Genomic DNA, 19,832 nt, shown 5'->3' with positions numbered 1-19,832 from the left:
CGCAAACCCGCCCGACGGGGGGGGGGCGGAGACAGCAAAGTCGACTCCGAACATCTCCCGCGAGAGGGGCCATCCGGTGGTGGAGCACGTTGGCCGAAGGCGGGATCTCTTGAACCGCCAGGACGCCAAGAGACGCCAAGAGACGCCAAGAAACCACAAAGTTTGGCGTCTCATGGCGTCCTTTCGATTCCATTGTTCGGGCAGGGTGGGGTATAAGCACCTCACCACCGGCCATTGCTCCCCCCTGCCTGGTCAATGCGGCCCGGGCGGCGAAGCCCATCGCGCCGGGCTCATCGGTCCCGTTGATTCGAGAACGTTCGATCGTCGGACTTTTTACCTGCTAGAGTGCGCGCGGGAATATCGGTCTCGCAATCCATCCGGCTCGGGCAGCAGGGGGGGAAGCGAGGACGGAATTCTTGTGTTGTGATTTTTCTTGCTGAGCAGGAGGCCCATGAACCAGCATGTCCGATGCGCCCTTTCGGCGTTGCTTGCGACGGTGTCGGTGAGCGTGCCAGTGCCGCTCCGGGCGGATGTGACCATCTCGGATGATGTGTCGCCCGCGAGCGCGGCGGATCCGTGGGACCTCGGCGATAGCCCTCTGCTGGTCGGCGGCACGATACCGGGGATGCCCCGCTCGGGGAGCGTGCTCGTCTCCAACAAAGGGCGGGTGCTCAGCCCCAGCGCCATCATCGGTGGGCCTTACGAGGGCTCCGGTACGGTCGAGGTGGTCGGGTACGGATCGCGGTGGACCAACAATGGCTCTCTCGCGATCGGCGCAGGCCACTTCGCCTGGGGCTCACTCATTGTACGTAGGGGCGCCAGGGTGATCACCGACGATCTCCGGGTCAGCGGGCCGTACTTCCACGCCTACGGCGACGTGCTCGTCGAGGGGTACGACGCGACCCTGACGAGCCGAACCAACGCCTACATCGGTGACCTGTGGGGCGGCAGGATCGAGATCCGGAAAGGAGCGAGCTTCTTCTCGCACAACGTCTATTTCGGTGCCAGCGCCCTGCCGGACCCTTTCCTCCCGATCGAGGCGTTCGTCACAGGCTCCGCGACGAGGTGGGTGAGCACGGGGGAGTTCGTCGTCGGCGCGGGCAGGGCCGCGCAGCTGACCGTCTACCGGGGCGAGCTCTCCACCGTGAACGCGCGGGTCCTCGGCAACGGGCGCGAGAACAGCGTTGTCCGCGTGAGCGGCTGGGACGGCACCTGGACGAACGCGGGGCTGCTGTCGGTGGGGGGAGACCATGGAATCGGCGGGATCGTCCTCGGAGCGCTGGGGACCCTGGCCACAGAGGAGGCCGAGATCCGGTCGCGAGGCGGCGCGGCGTACATCTACGTGACCGACGTCTATGCATCGTGGATCAACAGCGGTGACGTCACGATCCTCGCGTCCATGGACTCGCCGGTCTATCCGGCGCTGCACATCGACGGGGGAGGGTCCGTCCGCATCGACGGCCTCCTCCGGCTCGCGCCGCTGCCCGGCGCTCCCGGCGGCCCGAGGTGGGCGGTGCGGCTCGCGGACGGCGAGCTCACCGCGGCAGAGATCGAGGTCCAGGCCAGCGACAACATCGATCTTTACCGGGGGCGCCTCGAGACCAGCAGCTTCACGGGCGATCTCGCGAACCCCGCGCTCGGCACGCTGGTCGTGGGCGAGGTGTACCCCTCGACGAGCGTCGCCGGGAGCTACAGCCAGGGCTCGTTCGCGACGTTGAGCTTGACGGTCGCCGGGCCGAGCGCCGCGCCGCTCCTGTTCGTGGACGGGGACGCGAGCCTCGACGGGGCGCTGGAGATCCACGCGGATGATGAGGCCATGCCCTTCCAGGCCGGCGACACCATCGCCGTGCTCGGCTGGAGCGGCGCCCTCCTGGGGACGTTCTCCGAGGTGACGATCGACGTGCCGCTCGCCCCCGGGCTCGCCTGGGACACCTCCGCGCTGTACACGACCGGCGAGATCGTCGTCGTGCCTGGTTGATCGCGGCCTGGCTGATCGCGGTCCGAGCTCGCGGGGACGACCTGCGGCGAGACGGAAATCTAGAAGCGCCCTCGGACACCGGCCGACAGAACTCCCACCGTGAACTCCGCCCCCACCCCGGGATCCCGCGGCGGCGGCGCGGCGGGAGCGGCGGAGCCAAGGCCCTTCGGCTCGTCGAACGCGAAGAGGCCGAACCCCACAGCGGCGGCCAGGAACGACACCCCGCCCGCGACGGCCGCCGCCGCGCCGAGACCGCCGCGCGCGTCGACCGCGGCGTTGTAGCGATCCCGCTCCGACGGCGTGAGCGAGCCCGCGTCCTTCCTGTCCCGCAGCTCGACCGCCTCGCTCTGGCTCGCGAGGGTGAGGCCCCCGAGCACGCCGGTCGCGACGGCGCCCGCCGCGCCCACGCCGAGCGCCGTCCACGCGGCGACTCGGCGGGAGGTCATGCGGAGATCGGCGTCGAGCGCCACCGCCTGCTCGCGCGTCACGCGGAGCTCCCGCCGGAAGAGCTCGTATCCGGGCAGCGAGACCTCGACGACATGAACCCCCGGCTCGATCGCGATCGCGCCCGCCGTCGGCGCCGTCCCCCTCACCTGCCCGTCCACCACGATGCGCGCGCCGCCCGTGCCGGTCACCCGCAGCTGCGCGGGCTTCACCCGCAGCACGACGTGCCGCGGCATCAGCTCGCCGGCGACCGCGACGACCGTGAGATCTTCGTCGTAGTGCCCCGTCGCCTGCACCCGCACGCGGTGCGGGCCAGGAGCGACAGGCGCCACGAGCGGCGCCGCGACGAACGGCTGGCCGTCCACCGACACCCGCGCCCCCTCGGCCGGTGACGACAGCAAGAGCCGCGTCCCGCCCGCGGCCTGCCTCGCGGCGGTCGCGGGGCCGCCGCCCTCTGCCGTCGAGCCCTCGCCGCCCGCAGGCGCCGCGCCCTCGCCGGCGATCCGCGCCTCCAGCGGCACGAGCGATCCGAGGGCCGTCACCGCCTCCTCGCGGCGCGTCGCCTTCGGATCCTGGCGCAGGTACTCGCGGTAGAGGGAGATCGCGCGGCGCAGCGCGTCCGGCGACGGCTCCGTGAGGTACTGCCGCCGGAAGGCCTGCGCCGCCGAGAACAGGAGCGACGGGCTCGGCACGCGCTCGTGAGCCTCCAGGAACGCCTCCGCGGCGACCTGGTACTGGCCCGCCTCGTACGCCTGCGCGCCGGCGTTGAAGTAGTTCTCCGCCTGCGCCACCTGCTCGGGCGTCGGGCGCGCGTCCGCCTGGGCCGCGGCGGGCGCCGCGGCGAGGCTCAGCGACGCCCAGAGGAGCAACGGACGGAAGGGACGCACCGCCGCCCTCATTGCAGCACCGGCTTGCCGCGGAACACCTTCAGGAACGCGGAGCTCATCGCCACCGCGAGATCGTCGACGCCATCCCCGTCGACGTCGCCCGCGACCAGCGCGACGAAATCGCTGCCAGCCTCCGGCGGAGGGCCGGGAAAGGTGGTCTCGAGAGGGCGAAGCGCCCGCGCGCCGGCGTCGAGGTCGTAGAGCTCGAGCCGCCCGGGGCCGGCCACGGCGACCTCGAGCGCGACGTCGGCGTCGGCGTTGAGCAGCGCCACCGCGAGGCCCGCGCAGGCCCGGTCGCCCTCGCAGGGCTCCGGGGCGACGAGCGCCGTCTCGTCGAAGCCCCCGCCGGCGCGGCCCCAGAGCGCGACGATCTCGCCGCTGTCCGCGCGCGCGAGGAGATCTTGCTGCCCGTCGCCGTCCAGATCCGCGACGAGGGGGCGCGGCGCGTACTTCGGCGGGTTCACGTCCTCGACGATGGCCTTGAACACGTGCGCCGTCTCCTGCCGGGCCGCCTCGACGAGCTTCTCGCCGTCGGCCGCATAGAGCGCGAGCTCGCCGTCGTTCAGCCACACGAGCTCGTCGCGGCGGTCGCCGTCGGTGTCGATCGGCGCGAGCACGCACGCGTCGCACGGCGGCGCCCCCTCGCCGGGCCGGCCGGACGCCTCGGCGCGCAGGTTGTCTCCCTCCGGCGAGACGGAGATCAACCAGAGCTGCGTGCCTTCGGGCACGGGCCCCGGCCCGCCCTCGACGGCGAGCTCCGTGATCGCGGCAAGGCGCTGCTGGGGTTCGCCGTCGGCCCCGGCCGCGAACATGCCGCCCGCGACCGCGAGGAGCCTCACGGGCAGGATGGAGCTCGACGCGCCGCTACCAGGCGGCATGCCAGGACCAGGCGGCATGCCTCCCGGCGCTCCGGGAGGCGCGGCGAAGTAAAACGGCGCGCGGATGAGGCGATCGCGGCCCCCCTCGATGAGCGCGAGCCCGGAGCCGGAGCCCACAGGCGCGTCGGGCGGCCGCGGGAGGCCGCGCAGGGCGAAGAGCTGCACGCCCGTGGCCTCCTGGAGCACGCGGCCCGCGACGAGGCCGCTGGCGAGATCGAGGCGGCCGTGCCCGGCCGGCGCGGAGGGCGCGGCGAAGGCGTTGCCGTAGGCGATGTCGAGCCGCGTGGAGGGCTGCGGCGACGAAGGCCGCGCCTGCTGATCGAAGTAGGCGATGTCGTTCACCCGATCGCCGTCGAAGTCGCCGACGGCGACATAGTGAGGCGGGCACTGCGTCGCGACGCGCTGCGTGTAGAACGTGCCGTCCGAGGCGCCGGTGTAGACCGTGATGTCGGGCAGCTGCGTCTCGGTGGCGACGATATCGAGGTGGCCGTCGGCGTTCACGTCGGCGGCGATCGCCTCGCACCCTCCGCCGATGGAGCCGCAGACCGGCGACTGGAACGGCGCGCCGGGGCGGCAGTCGAGCGGCACGAGCTCGGGCCCGGGGCGGTCTGCATCGAATTCGCCGGCGACGAAGATCCGGTCCGGATCGGCGAGCGCGGCCTCGAGCTCCGCGTCGTCGAGCGAGAGCGCGCCCGTGCGCTGATCGGGCGAGCCGGAGGACGGGAGGCTCGGGGTCGAATGGAAGCGCCCGTCGCCGAGGCCGTACGCGACGTGGATCTCGCCGAGATCGCCGTGGATGGCGTTCACGACGATGTCGAGGAAGCGGTCGCCGTTCTGCTCGTGCACGGCGAGCGACGCGTTGACGTCGCGGATCCTCGCGCCGCCGCCGAGCTGCACCTCGGGCAGCGCCGCGAGCGCGTTCGAGCCCGCGGGGCCGCACACGGCGTAGATGCGGATCCGATCGTCGCCCCGCTTCGCCACGATCGCCTCGTCGCACGGCTCGGTCTCCGCGGCGGCGTCCCCGTCCAGATCGGCGGCGACAGCGGCCGCGATGTCGCCGGGGGCCACGACGTCGCCGTCGAGCGTCTGCGGTGTCGCGGCCGGGTCCGACATGACGGCGAGACGGCCGGGGCCGGCGCTCGCCGGCGGCTCGCCGCCCGCACCGCCGCCGTTCGCGCCGCCGGTCGCGGCGGCTGCTCCCAGGAAGATCAGCGCGGCGTCGCGGCCGCGCAGCCGCGCCGACAGGAGGCGCGCGGCCTCGCTGTCGAGGCGCGTGGTCGCGTAGAGCGTGGGCGCCATGGCCGCGCTCTCGGAGGCGGAGAACACGAAGAGGCCGTTCGCGGCGCCCCCCTGCGCGGCGACCACGTCCCCGCGCCCTGCGACGATGAGCTCGAGCTGACCGTCGCTCGTGAGATCGCGCAGGATCGGGGCGGGTGACGTCTCCTCGCTCGACGCCGCCCGGGCGATCGGGAGCGCCTGCTCCGCCTGTGTGCACAGGCCAGGGGCCTGGCTCGGGAGCGCCGTGATCGTGGTGCTCTCGAGCGTCGTGTGCACGAGCTCGTCGCAGCCGTCGGCGTTGATATCGCCGGCCGAGAGCTCCATCGCCGTGACCATGGTGCGCGCCGAGAGCTCCTCGAACACGCCCGTGGGCCGCCGGCAGACGCCGTCCGCGCCGCACCCGTAGCCGCCGGGGCACACGAGCCCTTCGGCGCCCCCGCAGAGGTAGCGGCACTGGTGCGCGCTCCCGGGCGCGCCGCAGCCTTCCTGCCCGTCGCAGGCCTCGTCAGGCGCCTCGACGACGCGGTTGCCGCAGACGTCCTCCTCGAGCAGCGAGAGGTTCGCGCAGCCGGCCGCCGCGATCGCCAGGACGACCGACACTCCGTGAGATGCCTTCATGGTCAGGGGGCTCCGCGGAAGCTGTCGAACGCCGGCTTCTCCAGATCGGTGTGGAGCTTGCGCGGACGGCTCGCCCGGACGCCCGACGACGCCGTGGTCGGCGCCGCGCTGGCTGCCCCGGCGGCCGGTGCGGGCGGCGCCGATCCATCCGCGGCTGCGCCCGGAGCCGCCTGAAGACCGGGCGCGGCGCCTGCGACGGGCGGCGCGCCCGAAGGCTCCGCGGCGCCGGACGGCGCGCCGGTGGCGCCCGCGCCGGCCAGCGGCGCGCCGAGGGGGCCCACGGCGCTGGAAGGCGCGCCCGTGACCTCGGCGGCGCCGGGCGGCGCGCCCGTGGCCGCTGTCGGGGCGGCGTCGCGGGTCGAGGCACCTTCGCCGCCGGGGCGGAGCCACGCGATGGCCCCGGCCATGGCGCCGCCGAGGACCAGCACCGCGAGCACCCCGGCGCGGCGGGCACGGGTCCTCGGCGCCTGGACGGCTTCGGGGAGCGGTGCGAACGCCGCCGTCCGGGCGGGCTCGGCGAGCGGGGCGAGCGCCACCGTGCGGCCGACCTCGGCAGGCGCCACCGAGCCCGGCGCCATGGGCTGCGTCCGCCCCACCGCGACGGCCCCGCTCCCGCCAGGGCTGCGCAGCGTTCCGGAGGAGCCGCCGTTCCCGGAGGCGCCGCTCCGGGACGCGCCGCCTCCGGCAGCGCCGCTGCCCTCCGGATCGAGCGCGTCGACCACGGCGGTCGCCGCCTCGGAGCTGACGTCCTGCGACCCGACGGACACCACGCGCGCGCTGCTCCGGGGCCGCGAGGCGCCCGCGCCGTCGAGCCCCTCGAGGCCGAGCTTGCGCACCTGCTCGACGAACGCCTGGACCGCTGCGCCTGCCGACGGCGGGCGATCCTCGGCGCGCTTCGCCAGCATCGCCGTCACCGGGGCGTCGAGCTCGGGCGGGAGATCCGCGCAGACCTCCGACGCCCGCGGCGGCTCCTGGAGGAGGTGCATCATCATCACCTCCATCATCGACTCGCCCTGGAAGACGAGCGTTCCCGTGAGCACCTCGTGGGCGATCACGCCGAGGGCGTAGATGTCCGAACGATGGTCGACGCCCTTGCCGCGGACCTGCTCGGGCGACATGTACGCGGGCGTTCCGACCGCGACCCCCGTGGCCGTCTTGTGGGCGAGCGCCTCGTCTGCGAGCTTCGCCACGCCGAAATCGAGCAGCTTGGGGAAGTAGCGGCCGCCCTTCTCGATCGCCACGAAGATGTTCTCGGGCTTCAGATCGCGGTGCGTGATCCCCGCCGCGTGCGCCGCGTCGAGCGCGTCGGCGATGCCCTCGAGGATGGAGACGGCGCGGCCCGGGGAGAGGCGCCCCTCGCGCCGGATCAGCGCGCCGAGCGTGAGCCCGTCGAGCAGCTCCATGACGAAGTAGTGCCGCCCGTCGACGACGCCGAAGGAGAAGATGTCGATGATGTTGCGGTGCCGGATGCGGTTCACCGCGCGCGCCTCGCCGACGAAGCGCGAGACGACGGTCGGGTCGGACGCGAACCGCCGGTTCAGCACCTTGATCGCGACCCGCTTGCCGATGAGGGGCTGCTCTCCCGCGTAGACGTCGCCGAACGTGCCCGCGCCGAGCAGCCGCTCGACGCGGTACTCGCCGAGCATCGCGCCGGGCGGAAGCTGCGCGTCCTCCTCGGAGAAGGCCTCGTCCGGCAGCAGCGCGTCCCCGTGCTCCGGGCAGGTCGCGACATCCTCCGGATAGACCGAGCGACACGCGGGGCAGGTGGCCATCGACCGTCACGCCAGTGTAGGCGCCATCGCCAGCCATGAACAGCGCGGCGAGCGGGAGGAAGCGCGCCGCGCCGCAGGGTTTCCCGATGCAGCGTGGCCTGAGCGCATCCCCGCGGCGAGCTGCCCTACCGCGGCCCCGCGAGCCGCCGCATGTCGTCGAGCGCCGGCACGGGCTCATCCGCGATGGCCCACGCCTCGATCACCTGCCTCGCCAGCGCGCGCGCCTCGTCCACCTTGCCTCGTCGCGCGGCCCGGCGCGCGGCGCGCACCGTGGCGAGGCTCGCTCCGCCGAGGTGGCGCTCGCCCGCCGGAACGGCCTTCTCCAGCCGCTCGACGAGCTCCATCTCGCCCGCCCGCTCGAACACCGCGGCCATGGCGTCGGCCATCACCGCCGCGAACGGCCCCGGGTCCCGCAGCAGCGGCCGCCACGCCCTCGCCGCCCCGGCGTGGTCCGCCCGCGCGACCCGCTCGGCGCCGTCGATGAACGCGTCGGTGCCCGGCAGGATGCCGCCCGAGAGCCTCGGCCGCAGGGCGCGGAGCCGCGCGAAGCACCGCCGCGACGCCGCCGCCGTGGCGTGGGCGCAGAGGGCCGCGATCCGCAGCGGGACGTCGATGTGGTGGGCGCCGTCGAGCGGCGTCGGCTCCGGATCGAGGAAGCGCTCCACGGCGCGATCGGCGACCTCGCCGGCCCGGCCCAGGATCAGGCCGATCTCCAGCGCGCGCCACGCGATCTCGAGCCGCTGGACGCGCACCCATCCGGCGTCCTCGGCGGAGGGGATCATCGCCCGCGTCGCCCGCGCGAGCGCGGCGCCGAAGCGGGCCTCGCTCGCCTCGACCCGGAGGAGCAGGAGCTCGCTCTCGACCCGCTGGCTCGGGTATCCGCCCGCGGCGAGCGCGAGCGCGATGCCGCGCGCCTCGCTGCGCGCTCCGATCGCGAGCAGCCGGCCGGCGAGGACGTCGGCCACGTAGGCGTCGAGCGGCGACAGCGCGTGAGCGCGCCGGGCGAACGCGAGCGCCCGCCCGGCGTCGTCGGGCAGAGGCTCCTCGAGCAGCCACGCATAGCCGTCCCAGGGCGCCCACGCCTGCATCGCGCGCAGCGCGCTCTCCGCGCTCGCCGTGCCCCGCGTGACGGTGGCGAGCTGCACCCAGGGCGCGCAGAACTCTCCGGTCGGGTTCTTCGGCTCGATCTGCACCGAGAGGAGCGAGAGCTCGGCGGCGCGGCCCGCGTCGAACGGCTGGAGCAGGCACGACGCGGTCGAGGCCAGCGTCGACCGCCCCCACGACGACGGCTCCTGCTCGAACCGCCGCACGAGCTCCGCGGCGAGCGCCGGGTCGTCCACGCGATGGGCGAGCTGGTCGATGCGCGCCCGCGCCGCGAACGCGCCGGGCGAGGCCGCCTCGGCCGGCGGGAGCGCGATCGCGGGCGCGGGCAGGCCGAGGACGAAGGCGCACCTGTAGCGCTCTCCCGGCCCCATCTCCGCGAGCGCGCCGCCCTGCGCCTCGACCCGGGCGCACTCCTCCGCGAGCCCTCCGGCGTTGTGCACCATCGCCATCGAGAGATCGAGCAGGGCGAGGGCTCCGTCGACGTCCCCGGCCCGCGAGAACTCCGCGACCGCGGGGTCGAGGCGCGCCGCCCTGGGCAGGTGCCCTGCCCGCACCATCGGGGTCATGGCCTCGCGGACCGCCTCGAACAGGGCCCGTCCGGCGCCCTGCGCGCGGGTGATCTCCGCGCCGTCCGGTCCGTGCAGCCGCAGGGCGACCCGGAAGGCCGCGCCGTCGCGGACGACCTCGCCGTCGATGTGCGCCGCGGCGCGGCGGCGCGCCGCCTCCACCGAGCGCGCGCGGGCCTCAGGCGCCGCGTAGGGATCGACAGGGAACCGATCCACCGGCGGGTGCGAGAGCGAGAGCAGCTCGGCCGGCACCAGGGTGCGCGCCGGGCTGCCGCCGAGGAGGATCCGCGCTCGCTCGCACACGGTCGCCGCCGCGGCGGCGCCGAGCCAGCCCGAGGGCGCGTCGACGCCCGCGGCGTCGAGCACTGGGCAAGCGAGCACAGCGTCCGGCGCGTCGAGCGGCGAGCGCGGCGTGGTGTGGGGTGACGCCGCCTCCGGTGGTGCCCCGGGCGGCGCCTCGAGCGCCGCGGCAAGCGCGAAGGCGCCCAGCGCCGCGGCGGCGCCGCCGAGCCCGATCTGCCAGCGCGCCCGCCCGCCAGACCGAGGCGGCGTCGCAGGGACGGCTCCGGGTGCGATCGAGACGGCCCCGGGCGCGATCGGGATGGCTCCGGGTGCGATCGGGATGGCTCCGGGTGCGATCGGGATGGCTCCGGGTGCGATCGGGATGGCTCCCGGAGCGATCGGGATGGCTCCCGGAGCGATCGGGATGGCTCCCGGAGCGATCGGGATGGCTCCGGGGGCGACGGAGACAGTCCTGGTCGCGCCGTCGCGCCCCGCCATCGCGCCCTCGCCCTCCCCGATGGTCCTGGTCCCGCCATCGCCTCCCGCGTCAGCCACCAGCGCGCGCTCGCGCCCTTCGGCTGGCGCCTGCGGGGCGGACCAGGTCGCTTCGAGCGGAAGCGCCGCGCCGGGTTCGCCCAGCGCTCCGGCCAGCGCCTCCACCGCGGCGACCGCGCTCGCGAACCGCGCGGCAGGATCGGCCGCCGTCGCTCGCGCGAACCACGCATCGATCCCGGGCGGCAGCGAGACGCCCCGGCGCGCGGCGCGCGCCGTCGCGGGCTCCAGGGGGCCGGAAGACGCGGCCAGCGCGAAGGCGATCGGGTCCTGGCTGCGCGCCGCCTCGTCCTGCCAGTAAGCGCTCCCGACGAGCAGCGTGAAGGCGATCATCCCCAGCGCATGGATGTCGGCGGCCGGCGTGAGCTTGCCGCCGCGGAGCTGCTCCGGCGCCATGTAGACCGGCGTGCCCGCCGCGGCCGTCGACTCGAGGCCGGCGCCGGCGTCGAGGACCTTGGCGACGCCGAGATCGAGGATCTTGAGGCGGGGCGCCTCGTGCTCGCGCCGCTCCAGGAAGAGGTTGCTGGGCTTCAGGTCGCGATGGACGATCCCGAGGCGGTGCATCTTGTCGAGCCCGAGCGCCGCCTGCCCGAGCCAGCGGAGCGCGTCGGCGGGCGAGCAGCGCCCCTTGCGCGCGAGCCGCTGGGCCAGCGTCTCGCCCTCCAGGAGCTCCATCACGAGGAAGGGCGTCGACGTCTCCCGGTCGACCCCCGCGTCGACGACGTCGACGAGGAACGGGCTGTCGACCCGGCCCGCGACCCGCGCCTCCAGCGCGAACCGCCGCCGGAGATCGGCGCGCTCGATCGTGTGCGCGTGCATCACCTTGAGCGCGCGCCGGCGGTCGGTCTCGATGTCGACGGCCTCGTACACGGCGCCCATCGCGCCCGCGCCGAGGCGCCGCACGACGCGGTAGCGATCGGCGATGAGCGTCCCTCGGACCAAAGCGCCCGCACCTCCGGCCGAGACCGCGATCTAGCGCCGGAACTGCTCGGGGTCGATCCTGTATCGCTTCAGCCAGCGCTGGATCTGCATCCGGGCCTTGCCCATGGCGCGCGCCACCGCGGTGACGTTCCCCCGGTGCTCGACGAGCAGCGCCACGAGCTCCGCCCGGCGCGCGTCGCCCTCTCCACCCGCGTCGCCCTCTCCCTGCGCGTCGCTCTCGCCTTCGCCCTCCCCCTCGTCCCCGCTGTCGCCGCCGTCGCGGCCTGCCGCGCGCGCGACCTCGTCGGGCAGGTGCCGGGGCTCGATCGCGCCGTCCTGCGCCAGCACGGCCGCGGTCGTCACGCACTGCGCCAGCTCGCGCACGTTGGCGGGCCACCGGTACATCAGCATCGCGCGCGCCGCGTCCGGGTGGATCTGCACGCACGCCGCGCGCTCCGGCGCAGCGCGCCCAAGGAGCTCCCCGAGGATCAGGCCCAGGTCCTCGCGGCGAGCGCGGAGCGGCGGCAGCTCGATGACGTACCCCGAGAGCCGCGCGAGCAGGTCGGCGCGGAACTCGCCCAGCGCAGCGAGGCGCTGGAGGGGGCGGTGCGTCGCCGCGAGCACGCGCAGGTCCACGCGGACGGGTCGCGTCGCGCCCACGGGGCGCACCTCCTGCTCCTGCAGCACGCGCAGCAGGGCGGCCTGCGCGGCCGCGGGAAGGTCGCCGATCTCGTCGAGGAAGAGCGTCCCGCGGTCGGCGCTGCGCACGAGCCCCGGGCGGTCCTCCGTGGCGCCGGAGAACGCGCCCTTCCGGTGCCCGAACAGCTCTGCTTCGACGAGCTCGCGGGGCAGCGCGCCGCAGTTGACGGCCACGAGATCGCCCGCCCGCCCCGAGAGCGCGTGGATCGCGCGCGCCATCACCTCCTTGCCCGTGCCGGTCTCCCCCTGGAGCAGGACCGGGATCGCGGAGCGCGCCACGACCGCGAGCTGCTCGAACGCGTCGAGCAGGGCAGGCAGGAGCGAGGCGAGGCCGGGCGCCGGCGCCGCATCGGGCGCGCCATCGAGGAGCGCCGGAGCGCCGGGCGGGTGCGGCAGGGCGTCGCGAAAGACGAAGAAGGTGCGGCCGAGCTCGATGAGGTCGCCGTCTTCGAGCTGCGCGTGCTGGAGCGGGGCCCCGTTGACGAGGCTGCCGTTCTTCGAGCCGCTGTCCTCGACCACCCAGCGGCCGAGGAGCCGGACGATGCGCGCGTGCCTCGAGGAGAGCCACGGATCGTCGAGACGGAGGTCGAGCCGCCGGATCGAGCCGTCCCGCGCGGGCTCGATCTTCCGGGCCGCGCCGCGCCCGATCGTCACCTCGTCCACCTCGTGGAGCGCGACGCGCGCCGGCGGCGCGAGCGGCCGGTGGCTCTCCAGGACGAGGAACAGGAACGGGCTGCTGCGCCCTCCAGCCGGGGCCCCCGGCCCCCTGCTCACGGAGAGGGTGCTGCTCTCGAGCCCGCCTGACACGGATCCTGGGTACAGAGCCCGACCGGCGCGGTCAATCCTCGCGCGCGGCCCGCGCGGCGCGGCTCAAGGCCCGGGGGGCGAGAGCTGCGCGAACGCGTCCTGACAGCGGATCAGGTCGCCGGCGAGATCGCACGGGTGGTTGAGGAACACGGTGATCACGTGGTTCCAGGGCGTCCGTCCCGCAGCGGCGGCGCAACCGTAGTAGCTCCCGTTGCCCTCTCCCTTGCAGACCCGGGCGAGATCGGGCCGGGGCGGCGCCGCGGGGCTGGAGAGGCAGGCGCCGGGCGGGTTCCCGAAGCAGCCGGCGTCCCTGCCGGCGCACAGCCTGTCGGTGAAGTGCGCCATCGGACGGGACCAGACGTTGCTGTAACAAGCGTGCTGGCCGTTCGGGAGCATCTCCCCCGGCGGACCCGGGTTCGCGGCCCCGAAGAGGTTTCCGTAGAACGCGCCTTCCCGGAACGTGAACACCTTGTCCTCGGGCGCGGGGTAGATCGCCGCCGCCCCGGCGGCGATCACGTCCGCCGTCGCGGGGGGAGCCTCCGCGGGATGGGGCGAGGCCACCATCACCGCGAACGACGACGGGCCGGGGACGCCCGGCTCAGGACAGGTGAAGCTCACCTCACGGGTGGTCCCAGAGCGCCCGTCCACGCTCAGGACCCCCTCGGCGATGAGGCCCGAGTACCACGGACGCGGCGCCATCGTCCGATGATCGCAGCCGTGGATGCCGTTGCATACGCGCACCATGAAGTGGCGAGTGGAGGCTCTGGCGGCGCCGCCCGGCTTCAGCACGACCCGCGCCTTGGGCGTGCACGTGCCGACGTGGCGCCCGGCCCAGCCGCAGTCGCGAGCGGGATCCCCCGCGGCGGCGCCTGCGGCGCAGGGGGCATTGAGGCTCTTGATCGGCGGGTCGCCCGCGTCGCGGTACTCCGTCTCCACGGGCACGACCGGCAGGAGCGGAAAGAGCGCGCTGTCCTCGTCGCTGCGCGTGGAGAGGCGCACCTTCCTCCCGAGGGCGTTCGTGCGCGCGAGGACGCAGGCCGACACGACCTCCTGGCACGCCGCGCTCGGCGGGCGCTCGAACCAGTCCCCGTGAGGCGAGGCGGCCCCGCAGAGGCCGAGCTCGCCCTCCCACGCCGAGACGCGCCGGCCTGGATCGAGCGCGCAGGAGACGACGTACTTGAGCAGCGATCTCGCGTTGGCGTTCAACTGGGGAGACGCGAGGTCGTCGGCCAGCGAAGGGTCGCCGAGGGCGCTGGAGCGGAGCAGGTCGAGGAGGGGTCGGTCCTCCAGGAGCGCGCCGGCGGCGAGCGCCTGGGCAGGCAGGCTGTTCCGGGGCATCAGCGCTTCGAGCGCCTCGGAGACGAGCTCGGGCGGCGCGTCGCCGCCGGTCCAGTCGGCGCCGGGATCCCAGGAGGCGCAGCCGGCCGCGCCCGCGGCGGCGCACAGCGAAGATAGCCAGACGATGCTCATGCGCGACGTGCGGGTGTTCATTGCGACCTCCATCTCATCGGCTTCCTCGGCTCGACGGTGAGCGCGCCGGAGAAGACGCCAGAACAACCCCGGTCACGGCAGGGCCATTCGCCGATTCGCAACCGCCGTGCCACCTGCCCCGCCCGGGGCCCAGGAGCGCCGAGCCCTGGAGAGCGGACTCGGAGCTTCGTCTCTCGCGCCGCTGCGGCGTTTCCAGGGGACGGCGCCAGCGCGAGCCTCCGACAGTCCTGTTGCACCTGTTGCGCTGCCTGTTGCACCCGCTCTGTGGCGCCCTCACCCCCCGGGGCTACCAGATCGAGCTCTGACGACGTTTCGGCCCGACCTGGTTCCCCCGGTCGGAAGCTCAACCACCCCGCGCCGGCCCGCGCTCGATCGCCCGCCTGGCGACCGCGGCCCCGGGGTGAGCCCGTCGCGCGCGGCGCTCGATCGGGCCGCGGCTCACGCTAACCTCCGGGCCGAGCACCCCAGCTCCGATCCGAGCCATGCGCCCCTGTCTCCTGGTTCTCGCGCGCCACGGCCGCACCGCCGGTAACCGCGGCGGCCCCGCGACGCCGATGAGCGGATGGACCGACACGCCGCTCGACGCGCGAGGGCGCGAGGAGGCCGAGGCGCTGCGCCGCCGCCTCGCCGGAGGCCCGGCGTTCGACGCCGTGTACGCCAGCCCGCTGAGCCGCGCGCTCGAGACGGCGCGGATCGCGGCCGGCGCGTGGGGCCCGGTCCGCCCCCACGACGGGCTGCGCGAGATCTGCTGCGGCGACGTGGACGGCCTCCCGATCGAGGAGGTCAAGGCGCGCCACGCCCCGCTCTGGGAGGCGCACCTGCGCCAGGATGACGACGATTTCCGCTGGCCAGGCGGGGAGAGCTACCGCGAGCTCCGCGCGCGCTGCCTCGCGGCGATCCGGACGATCGCCGCGGCGCACCCGGGGCAACGCGTGCTCGTCGTCACGCACGCGGGCGTCATCGGCCAGATCCTCGGGGCGCTGCACGGCGTCCCGCCCGCGCGCTGGGAGCCGTTCCGCCCGGGCAACGCCAGCCTCACGTCGCTCTCGTGGCAGGGCGAGCGCGGCGTCCTCTTGCGCTTCGACGACCGCGAGCACCTCAGCTCCAGCACGCGTCGGCCCGGCGGATGACGCGCAGCCAATCCGCCGCGTTCCGCGCCGCGGCCGCGTGCGCGCCGGGCGCGCTCGCGCGGCAGGCCATCGCGAGGTGGTGCCCGAGCGCGCCGGCGAGCGCGTTGGACGCGGCCGCGAACCAGTAGACGTCGCGCAGCGGCCGGGTCAGCGCGGGGGCGAGCCCGCGCGCCGAGAGGTAGCCTGCGAGCAACGTATCGTGGCGGCGCCGCGCCTCCGGCTCCCAGTACCCGAGGGCCTGGAGCCACGAGCTCACGTCCTCCAGCGGCGAGCCGAGCCGCGCGCGCGCCCAGTCGAGCAGCACCGGCTCCACGACGCCGTCGCGCCGGCGGACCATGACGTTGCCTGGGTGCACATCGCCGTGGATCACCGCGCGGCCGAGCGGCTGGAACGCGAGGAGCTGCCGGCGCATCACGGGCAGCGCCGAGACGACCCGCCGCAGGGCGGGCAGCGTCCGGGCGAGCGCCGGGACCTCGCTGCGGGGAAGGCGCTCGGCCAGCGAGAGGGTGTCCCGCGCCATGGCCAGGTTCTCGGCCTCGTAGTCCCACGCCGGCAGCGCGGCGCCCTGCGCCGTCTCCTCGTGGAGGCGCGCCAGCCGCTCGAGCACCCGGGCCGTGTGCCCGCTGTCGGCCCAGGGCCAGGCGTGCGCCGGCTCGATCCGCTCGAGGCAGAGCAGCCAGCGTCCGCGCCCGAGCCGTTCCGCGCCGAGCAGCTCGGGCGAGAAGCGCCGCCCGACGGACCTCGAGAGCCGCCGGTAGACGGCCGCCTCGCGCGCGGCCGCGCCGTGCACGAGCTTGGCCACGAGCGTGACCTGGCGAGCCCCCGCGCAGCCGCGCAGCCGCGCCGTGACGAGCGCGACCTCCGAGCAGAGCCCGCCGGGGAGCGGGCGTATCTCGATGGCCGAATCGCAGACAGCATCGCCGTGGCGGGCGACCAGAAAGGCCGTCACCGCGGCGCGATCCAGGGCATCTCGCGTCATCCGTCGCCTCCCGGCCCCACGATGCGCCGAGTCCAGCTCACGATCCACCCTGCGCCTCGGATCCGATCCATGCGCCCGGCCGCGCCGGAGCGACGCCCCCGGCCCGGCGCGCCCGTTCGCGCTGGATCCCATCGCCTGAACGAGTATTCTCCCGTGCGGGTGTCGCGGCGGTGGAGCGCCGCGACAGGTCTTCATGGGACGGTCGGGCCGCCTTCCCCCCTCGCGCGATGTCGCTCGCGCCTCGGTGGTCCATTGCGTCGATCCCCCTCTCACGAGCTTGCCCCCGGAACCTGGGCCCCTGCGCGCCGCATCGCCGAGCGCGTCCTCGGCCCGATCGAGCGCTTCCTGCACGTCGAGGCCGCCAGCGGGATCGTCCTGCTGATCGCGTCCGCCGTCGCCCTCGCTTGGGCGAACTCGCCGTGGGGCGACGCCTACGAGCACCTCTGGCACGTCCCGATCACGCTCAGCGCCGGCTCGCTGGCGTTCACGCAGCCCCTCCACTTCTGGATCAACGAAGGGCTGATGACGATCTTCTTCTTCGTCGTCGGCCTGGAGATCCGGCGGGAGATCCACGAGGGCGAGCTCTCGGACGTCAAGCGCGCGGCGCTGCCTGTCGCAGCGGCCGTGGGCGGCATGATCGCGCCCGCGCTCCTCTACCTGTCGCTCAACGCTTCGCCGACCTCGCGGCACGGCTGGGGCGTCCCCACGGCGACCGACATCGCCTTCGCGGTGGGCGTCCTGGCCTTGCTCGGCAAGCGCGTGCCCCCTGCCCTGCGCGTGCTCCTGCTCGCGCTCGCGATCATCGACGACATCGGCGCCATCATCGTCATCGCGCTGTTCTACTCGTCGGGCGTCGCGTGGGGCGGCCTGCTCGTCGCAGGCGGCGGGGTGCTCGCGGTGCTGCTGCTCCAGCGCCTCGGCGTCCGCTCGCCCGCCGCCTACGTGGCCCCAGGCGCCGTCGTCTGGTGGGGCATGCTCCGCGCCGGCGTCCATCCCACGATCGCCGGGGTCGTCATCGGGCTGCTGACGCCGGTGCGCTCCTGGTTCGGCAGCCACGGGTTCGTCGCCGCGGCGCGCGACGCGGTGGACAGGGTCGCCGCGCTCACCGAGCGCGACGGCCACCGCGCGGACGAGCTGCTCAAGCCCCTCGGGCGGATCCGGCAGGCCCAGCGCGAGGCGCTGCCGCCCGTGGTCTCGCTCCAGGCGGCGCTCCACCCGTGGGTCGCGTACGGCATCATGCCGCTGTTCGCCTTGGCCAACGCCGGCGTCCGCGTCGACGCTTCCTCGCTCGGCCACGCGGCCGCGGGGACGATCCTGCTCGGGGTCGCGCTCGGCCTGGTCGTCGGCAAGCCGCTCGGGGTCTTCCTCGCGAGCTTCGCGATGATCCGGCTCGGCGTCTGCGCCCTGCCGCGCGGCGTCGGCTGGCGCGGGATCGCGGTGGTGGGCTGCGTCGCGGGCATCGGCTTCACGATGGCGATCTTCATCGCGGGCCTCGCGTTCGGCGACGCCGCGATGCTCGCCGCGGCGAAGCTCGGCATCCTGCTCGCCTCGACCGTGGCGGCCGTGGTGGGCCTCCTCGTCGGCAGGCTCGCGCTGTCCGGGGCGCCGGCGCCCGGCGCGGCGCTGACGCTCGAGGAAGCCGAGACGTCGACGGAGCAGTAGCCGCCGCCCGCGATCGCCCGCGCCGCCGGCCTCAGCGAGCGCCGGCGTCGGCGGCGGCGCTGGCGTCCACCGGGGCGCCGGCGTCGGCGGGCGCGGTCTCCGGCGGCGCGCACGGCGTGGCTGAGACGACCGCCCCCCACCGCGCGCCCTCGCGGACGCGGACCCGATCCGATCCGAGGGCCGGCAGAGACCGGAGCGCCGCGAGGACCGCCGCGATTTCCCCGCCCGGCTTCTCCCCGGGGGTCGTGGGCACCTCGACGCACCCGTGGAGCGCGTCCACGTCGTCCACCCAGGCGAGCGCGGGCCGGGCCTCCTGGAGCCAGGACCACCCGTCTGCCGGCTCGGCGACGATCGGATCGCGCGGGATGGCGCGGTCCTGCACTGCGACCTCTGCGCCGAGCTCCCGAGAGAGAGCGCGCCCGAGCAGGTCCGCCGCCGGGGCGCCGAGCGCGGGGCCGACGTGCACGACCTCCACGACGGCCGGCTCGTTCTCGGGGAACCGGAGCCGCCACGCGACGAGCGGCCCGGCCGCGTGCGGCCACGCGCCCGCGAGCGACCTGGTGAGCTCCTGGCGCAGGAGCACGAGATCGGGCTCCTTGGGCACCACGTCGATGGGCGTCGAGCTCGCCCTGATCGACGCCGCCACCTCCTCCAGCGTGCTCGCGTCGAGGACCGCGATCACGTCGACCTTCGGGGTGATACCCGCGACGGCGGCGATCTTGTCGCGCAGGTCGTGCTCGATCCGCTCCGCCTCGTCGGCTCGCCCGAGGGTCACCAGGCGCACGGCGACGCTGCCGTGGTCGACCGAGACGCTCGACCGCACCGTGCTCTCGGGCAGCGCGTCCAGCATGCGCAGGATCGACGTGCGGACGCGCACCTGCCACGACACCCGCGCGAGCGCCTCGCGGAGCGGCAAGTACACGGCCCCGAGGAGCACGAGCGGCATCAGCACGCGGAAGATCCACCCGTGTCGCAGCTCGAAGAAGACCTGCAGCGCGCGCGCCACGCGGCGGATCGCCCCCGGCTTCTGCTTTGCGAGCTCCGCGTGCTCGAGCTCCGCGGTGCTGACGGCGCTGTAACCGAGGACCAGGAAGCAGAGGATGGCGAACAGGAGGATGGCGCAGAGGTTCGCCGTGAAGAGGAGCGCGGCGCCGCTCGCGATGCTCTTCACCCGCGTGCCGATCCCGTAGCCGACCACGCAGAGCGGGGGCACGAGCGCGATGCCGATGGCCGTGCCCGCGGCCGTCGAGGTCGTGTCCGAGCCGGGCCGCGCGGTGCTGTAGGCAGCCGCGATCGCGCAGAAGATCGCGATGAGCAGATCGAGCGCCGTCGGCGAGGTGCGCGCGGCGATCTCCGAGGTCACCTCGTAGAACGGCAGCGTCAGCGTGAGGACCGCGGCGCTCGTCACGACCATGACGACGCTGAAGGCGACGCGCGTGAAGGAGCGCAGCGCCAGGAACGGCGAGCCGATCGCGAGGCCCATCCCGAGCTCGACGATGGGCCCCATGAGCGGCGAGATCAGCATCGCGCCGATGACGACCGCCCCGCTGCCGAGGACGAGCCCGAGCGAGGCGATGCCCATGGCGAGGAAGAGCTGGAGCCAGTAGCCCGCGGCCCCCCGGGCGCTCCGCTCCAGCATGCTCCGGACGAGGGCCTCGCGGGCCTCGGGCTCGATGCCGAGCGCGGCCGCGATGCGGTCCTGCAAGGCCGCCCCTGCGGGCCGCCCGGACGGCCTTTCTTCGGGCGGTTCACGGCCGGGATCTTGATCCATGGCGCGCCTTATA

Annotated in this window: 11 protein-coding genes; 3 read left to right on the top strand and 8 right to left on the bottom strand. The window is 74.8% G+C overall.

The genetic code is table 11. The features are described 5' to 3' along the window. The first annotated feature begins 451 nt into the window (after positions 1-451). Positions 452-1,978, top strand: a complete 1,527-nt coding sequence (locus WMF19_RS19050) for a hypothetical protein (RefSeq protein ID WP_437900396.1) — start codon at positions 452-454, stop codon at positions 1,976-1,978. 59 nt (positions 1,979-2,037) lie between these two features. Here the strand turns inward: WMF19_RS19050 and WMF19_RS19045 are convergent, their stop codons facing one another. From WMF19_RS19045 to WMF19_RS19020, 6 genes are all read right to left on the bottom strand, one after another. After that, positions 2,038-3,309, bottom strand: a complete 1,272-nt coding sequence (locus WMF19_RS19045) for a PEGA domain-containing protein (RefSeq protein WP_437900395.1) — start codon at positions 3,307-3,309, stop codon at positions 2,038-2,040. A gap of 8 nt (positions 3,310-3,317) precedes the next feature. Then, a complete protein-coding gene (locus WMF19_RS19040; RefSeq protein ID WP_437900394.1) occupies positions 3,318-6,083 on the bottom strand; it encodes an FG-GAP repeat domain-containing protein in 2,766 nt (921 codons plus the stop codon). A gap of 2 nt (positions 6,084-6,085) precedes the next feature. Then, a complete protein-coding gene (locus WMF19_RS19035) occupies positions 6,086-7,855 on the bottom strand; it encodes a serine/threonine-protein kinase (protein WP_437900393.1) in 1,770 nt (589 codons plus the stop codon). Positions 7,856-7,980: 125 nt separating this feature from the next. Next, a complete protein-coding gene (locus WMF19_RS19030; protein ID WP_437900392.1) occupies positions 7,981-11,301 on the bottom strand; it encodes a protein kinase domain-containing protein in 3,321 nt (1,106 codons plus the stop codon). A 30-nt stretch (positions 11,302-11,331) separates the two neighbouring features. After that, positions 11,332-12,786: a sigma 54-interacting transcriptional regulator gene (locus WMF19_RS19025; protein WP_437900391.1), complete on the bottom strand. Its 1,455-nt coding sequence runs from the start codon at positions 12,784-12,786 to the stop codon at positions 11,332-11,334. Between the two features lie 63 nt (positions 12,787-12,849). Continuing rightward, positions 12,850-14,277 (bottom strand): hypothetical protein, encoded by a 1,428-nt coding sequence (locus WMF19_RS19020; protein ID WP_437900390.1) that lies wholly within the window; start codon positions 14,275-14,277, stop codon positions 12,850-12,852. A 482-nt stretch (positions 14,278-14,759) separates the two neighbouring features. Between WMF19_RS19020 and WMF19_RS19015 the strand changes: the two genes are divergently transcribed. Beyond that, positions 14,760-15,407 carry a histidine phosphatase family protein gene (locus WMF19_RS19015; protein WP_437802689.1) on the top strand — a complete coding sequence of 216 codons (648 nt, stop codon included), beginning with the start codon at positions 14,760-14,762 and terminating at the stop codon, positions 15,405-15,407. On the opposite strand, the gene WMF19_RS19010 is transcribed toward WMF19_RS19015, so the two are convergent. Further along, positions 15,376-16,386 (bottom strand): phosphotransferase family protein, encoded by a 1,011-nt coding sequence (locus tag WMF19_RS19010; RefSeq protein ID WP_437900389.1) that lies wholly within the window; start codon positions 16,384-16,386, stop codon positions 15,376-15,378. The two genes, WMF19_RS19015 and WMF19_RS19010, sit on opposite strands and share 32 nt — an antisense overlap. Positions 16,387-16,638: 252 nt before the next feature. Between WMF19_RS19010 and nhaA the strand changes: the two genes are divergently transcribed. Beyond that, complete coding sequence (gene nhaA, locus WMF19_RS19005; protein ID WP_437900388.1) at positions 16,639-18,048, top strand: Na+/H+ antiporter NhaA; 1,410 nt, start codon at positions 16,639-16,641, stop codon at positions 18,046-18,048. A gap of 31 nt (positions 18,049-18,079) precedes the next feature. Here the strand turns inward: nhaA and WMF19_RS19000 are convergent, their stop codons facing one another. Further along, the gene (locus tag WMF19_RS19000) at positions 18,080-19,819 is read right to left on the bottom strand and encodes a DUF389 domain-containing protein (protein WP_437900387.1); all 1,740 of its coding nucleotides are present in this window, start codon (positions 19,817-19,819) and stop codon (positions 18,080-18,082) included. Positions 19,820-19,832 lie beyond the last annotated feature (13 nt).

The organism is Sorangium sp. So ce124 (assembly GCF_051525235.1).
In the GTDB taxonomy this organism is placed as follows: Bacteria; Myxococcota_A; Polyangia; order Polyangiales; family Polyangiaceae; genus Sorangium; species Sorangium atrum.
Note: the sequence above shows the minus strand (reverse complement) of the source record. Positions and strands in the feature narration are given on the sequence as shown.

What these genes read in the sequence shown, in the direction of transcription:
- WMF19_RS19000 (WP_437900387.1), bottom strand. Translation starts at nt 19,819, where the DNA reads ATGGATCAAGATCCCGGCCGTGAACCGCCCGAAGAAAGGCCGTCCGGG.
- WMF19_RS19010 (WP_437900389.1), bottom strand. Translation starts at nt 16,386, where the DNA reads ATGACGCGAGATGCCCTGGATCGCGCCGCGGTGACGGCCTTTCTGGTC.
- WMF19_RS19015 (WP_437802689.1), top strand. Translation starts at nt 14,760, where the DNA reads ATGCGCCCCTGTCTCCTGGTTCTCGCGCGCCACGGCCGCACCGCCGGT.
- WMF19_RS19020 (WP_437900390.1), bottom strand. Translation starts at nt 14,277, where the DNA reads ATGAACACCCGCACGTCGCGCATGAGCATCGTCTGGCTATCTTCGCTG.
- WMF19_RS19040 (WP_437900394.1), bottom strand. Translation starts at nt 6,083, where the DNA reads ATGAAGGCATCTCACGGAGTGTCGGTCGTCCTGGCGATCGCGGCGGCC.
- WMF19_RS19035 (WP_437900393.1), bottom strand. Translation starts at nt 7,855, where the DNA reads ATGGCCACCTGCCCCGCGTGTCGCTCGGTCTATCCGGAGGATGTCGCG.
- WMF19_RS19050 (WP_437900396.1), top strand. Translation starts at nt 452, where the DNA reads ATGAACCAGCATGTCCGATGCGCCCTTTCGGCGTTGCTTGCGACGGTG.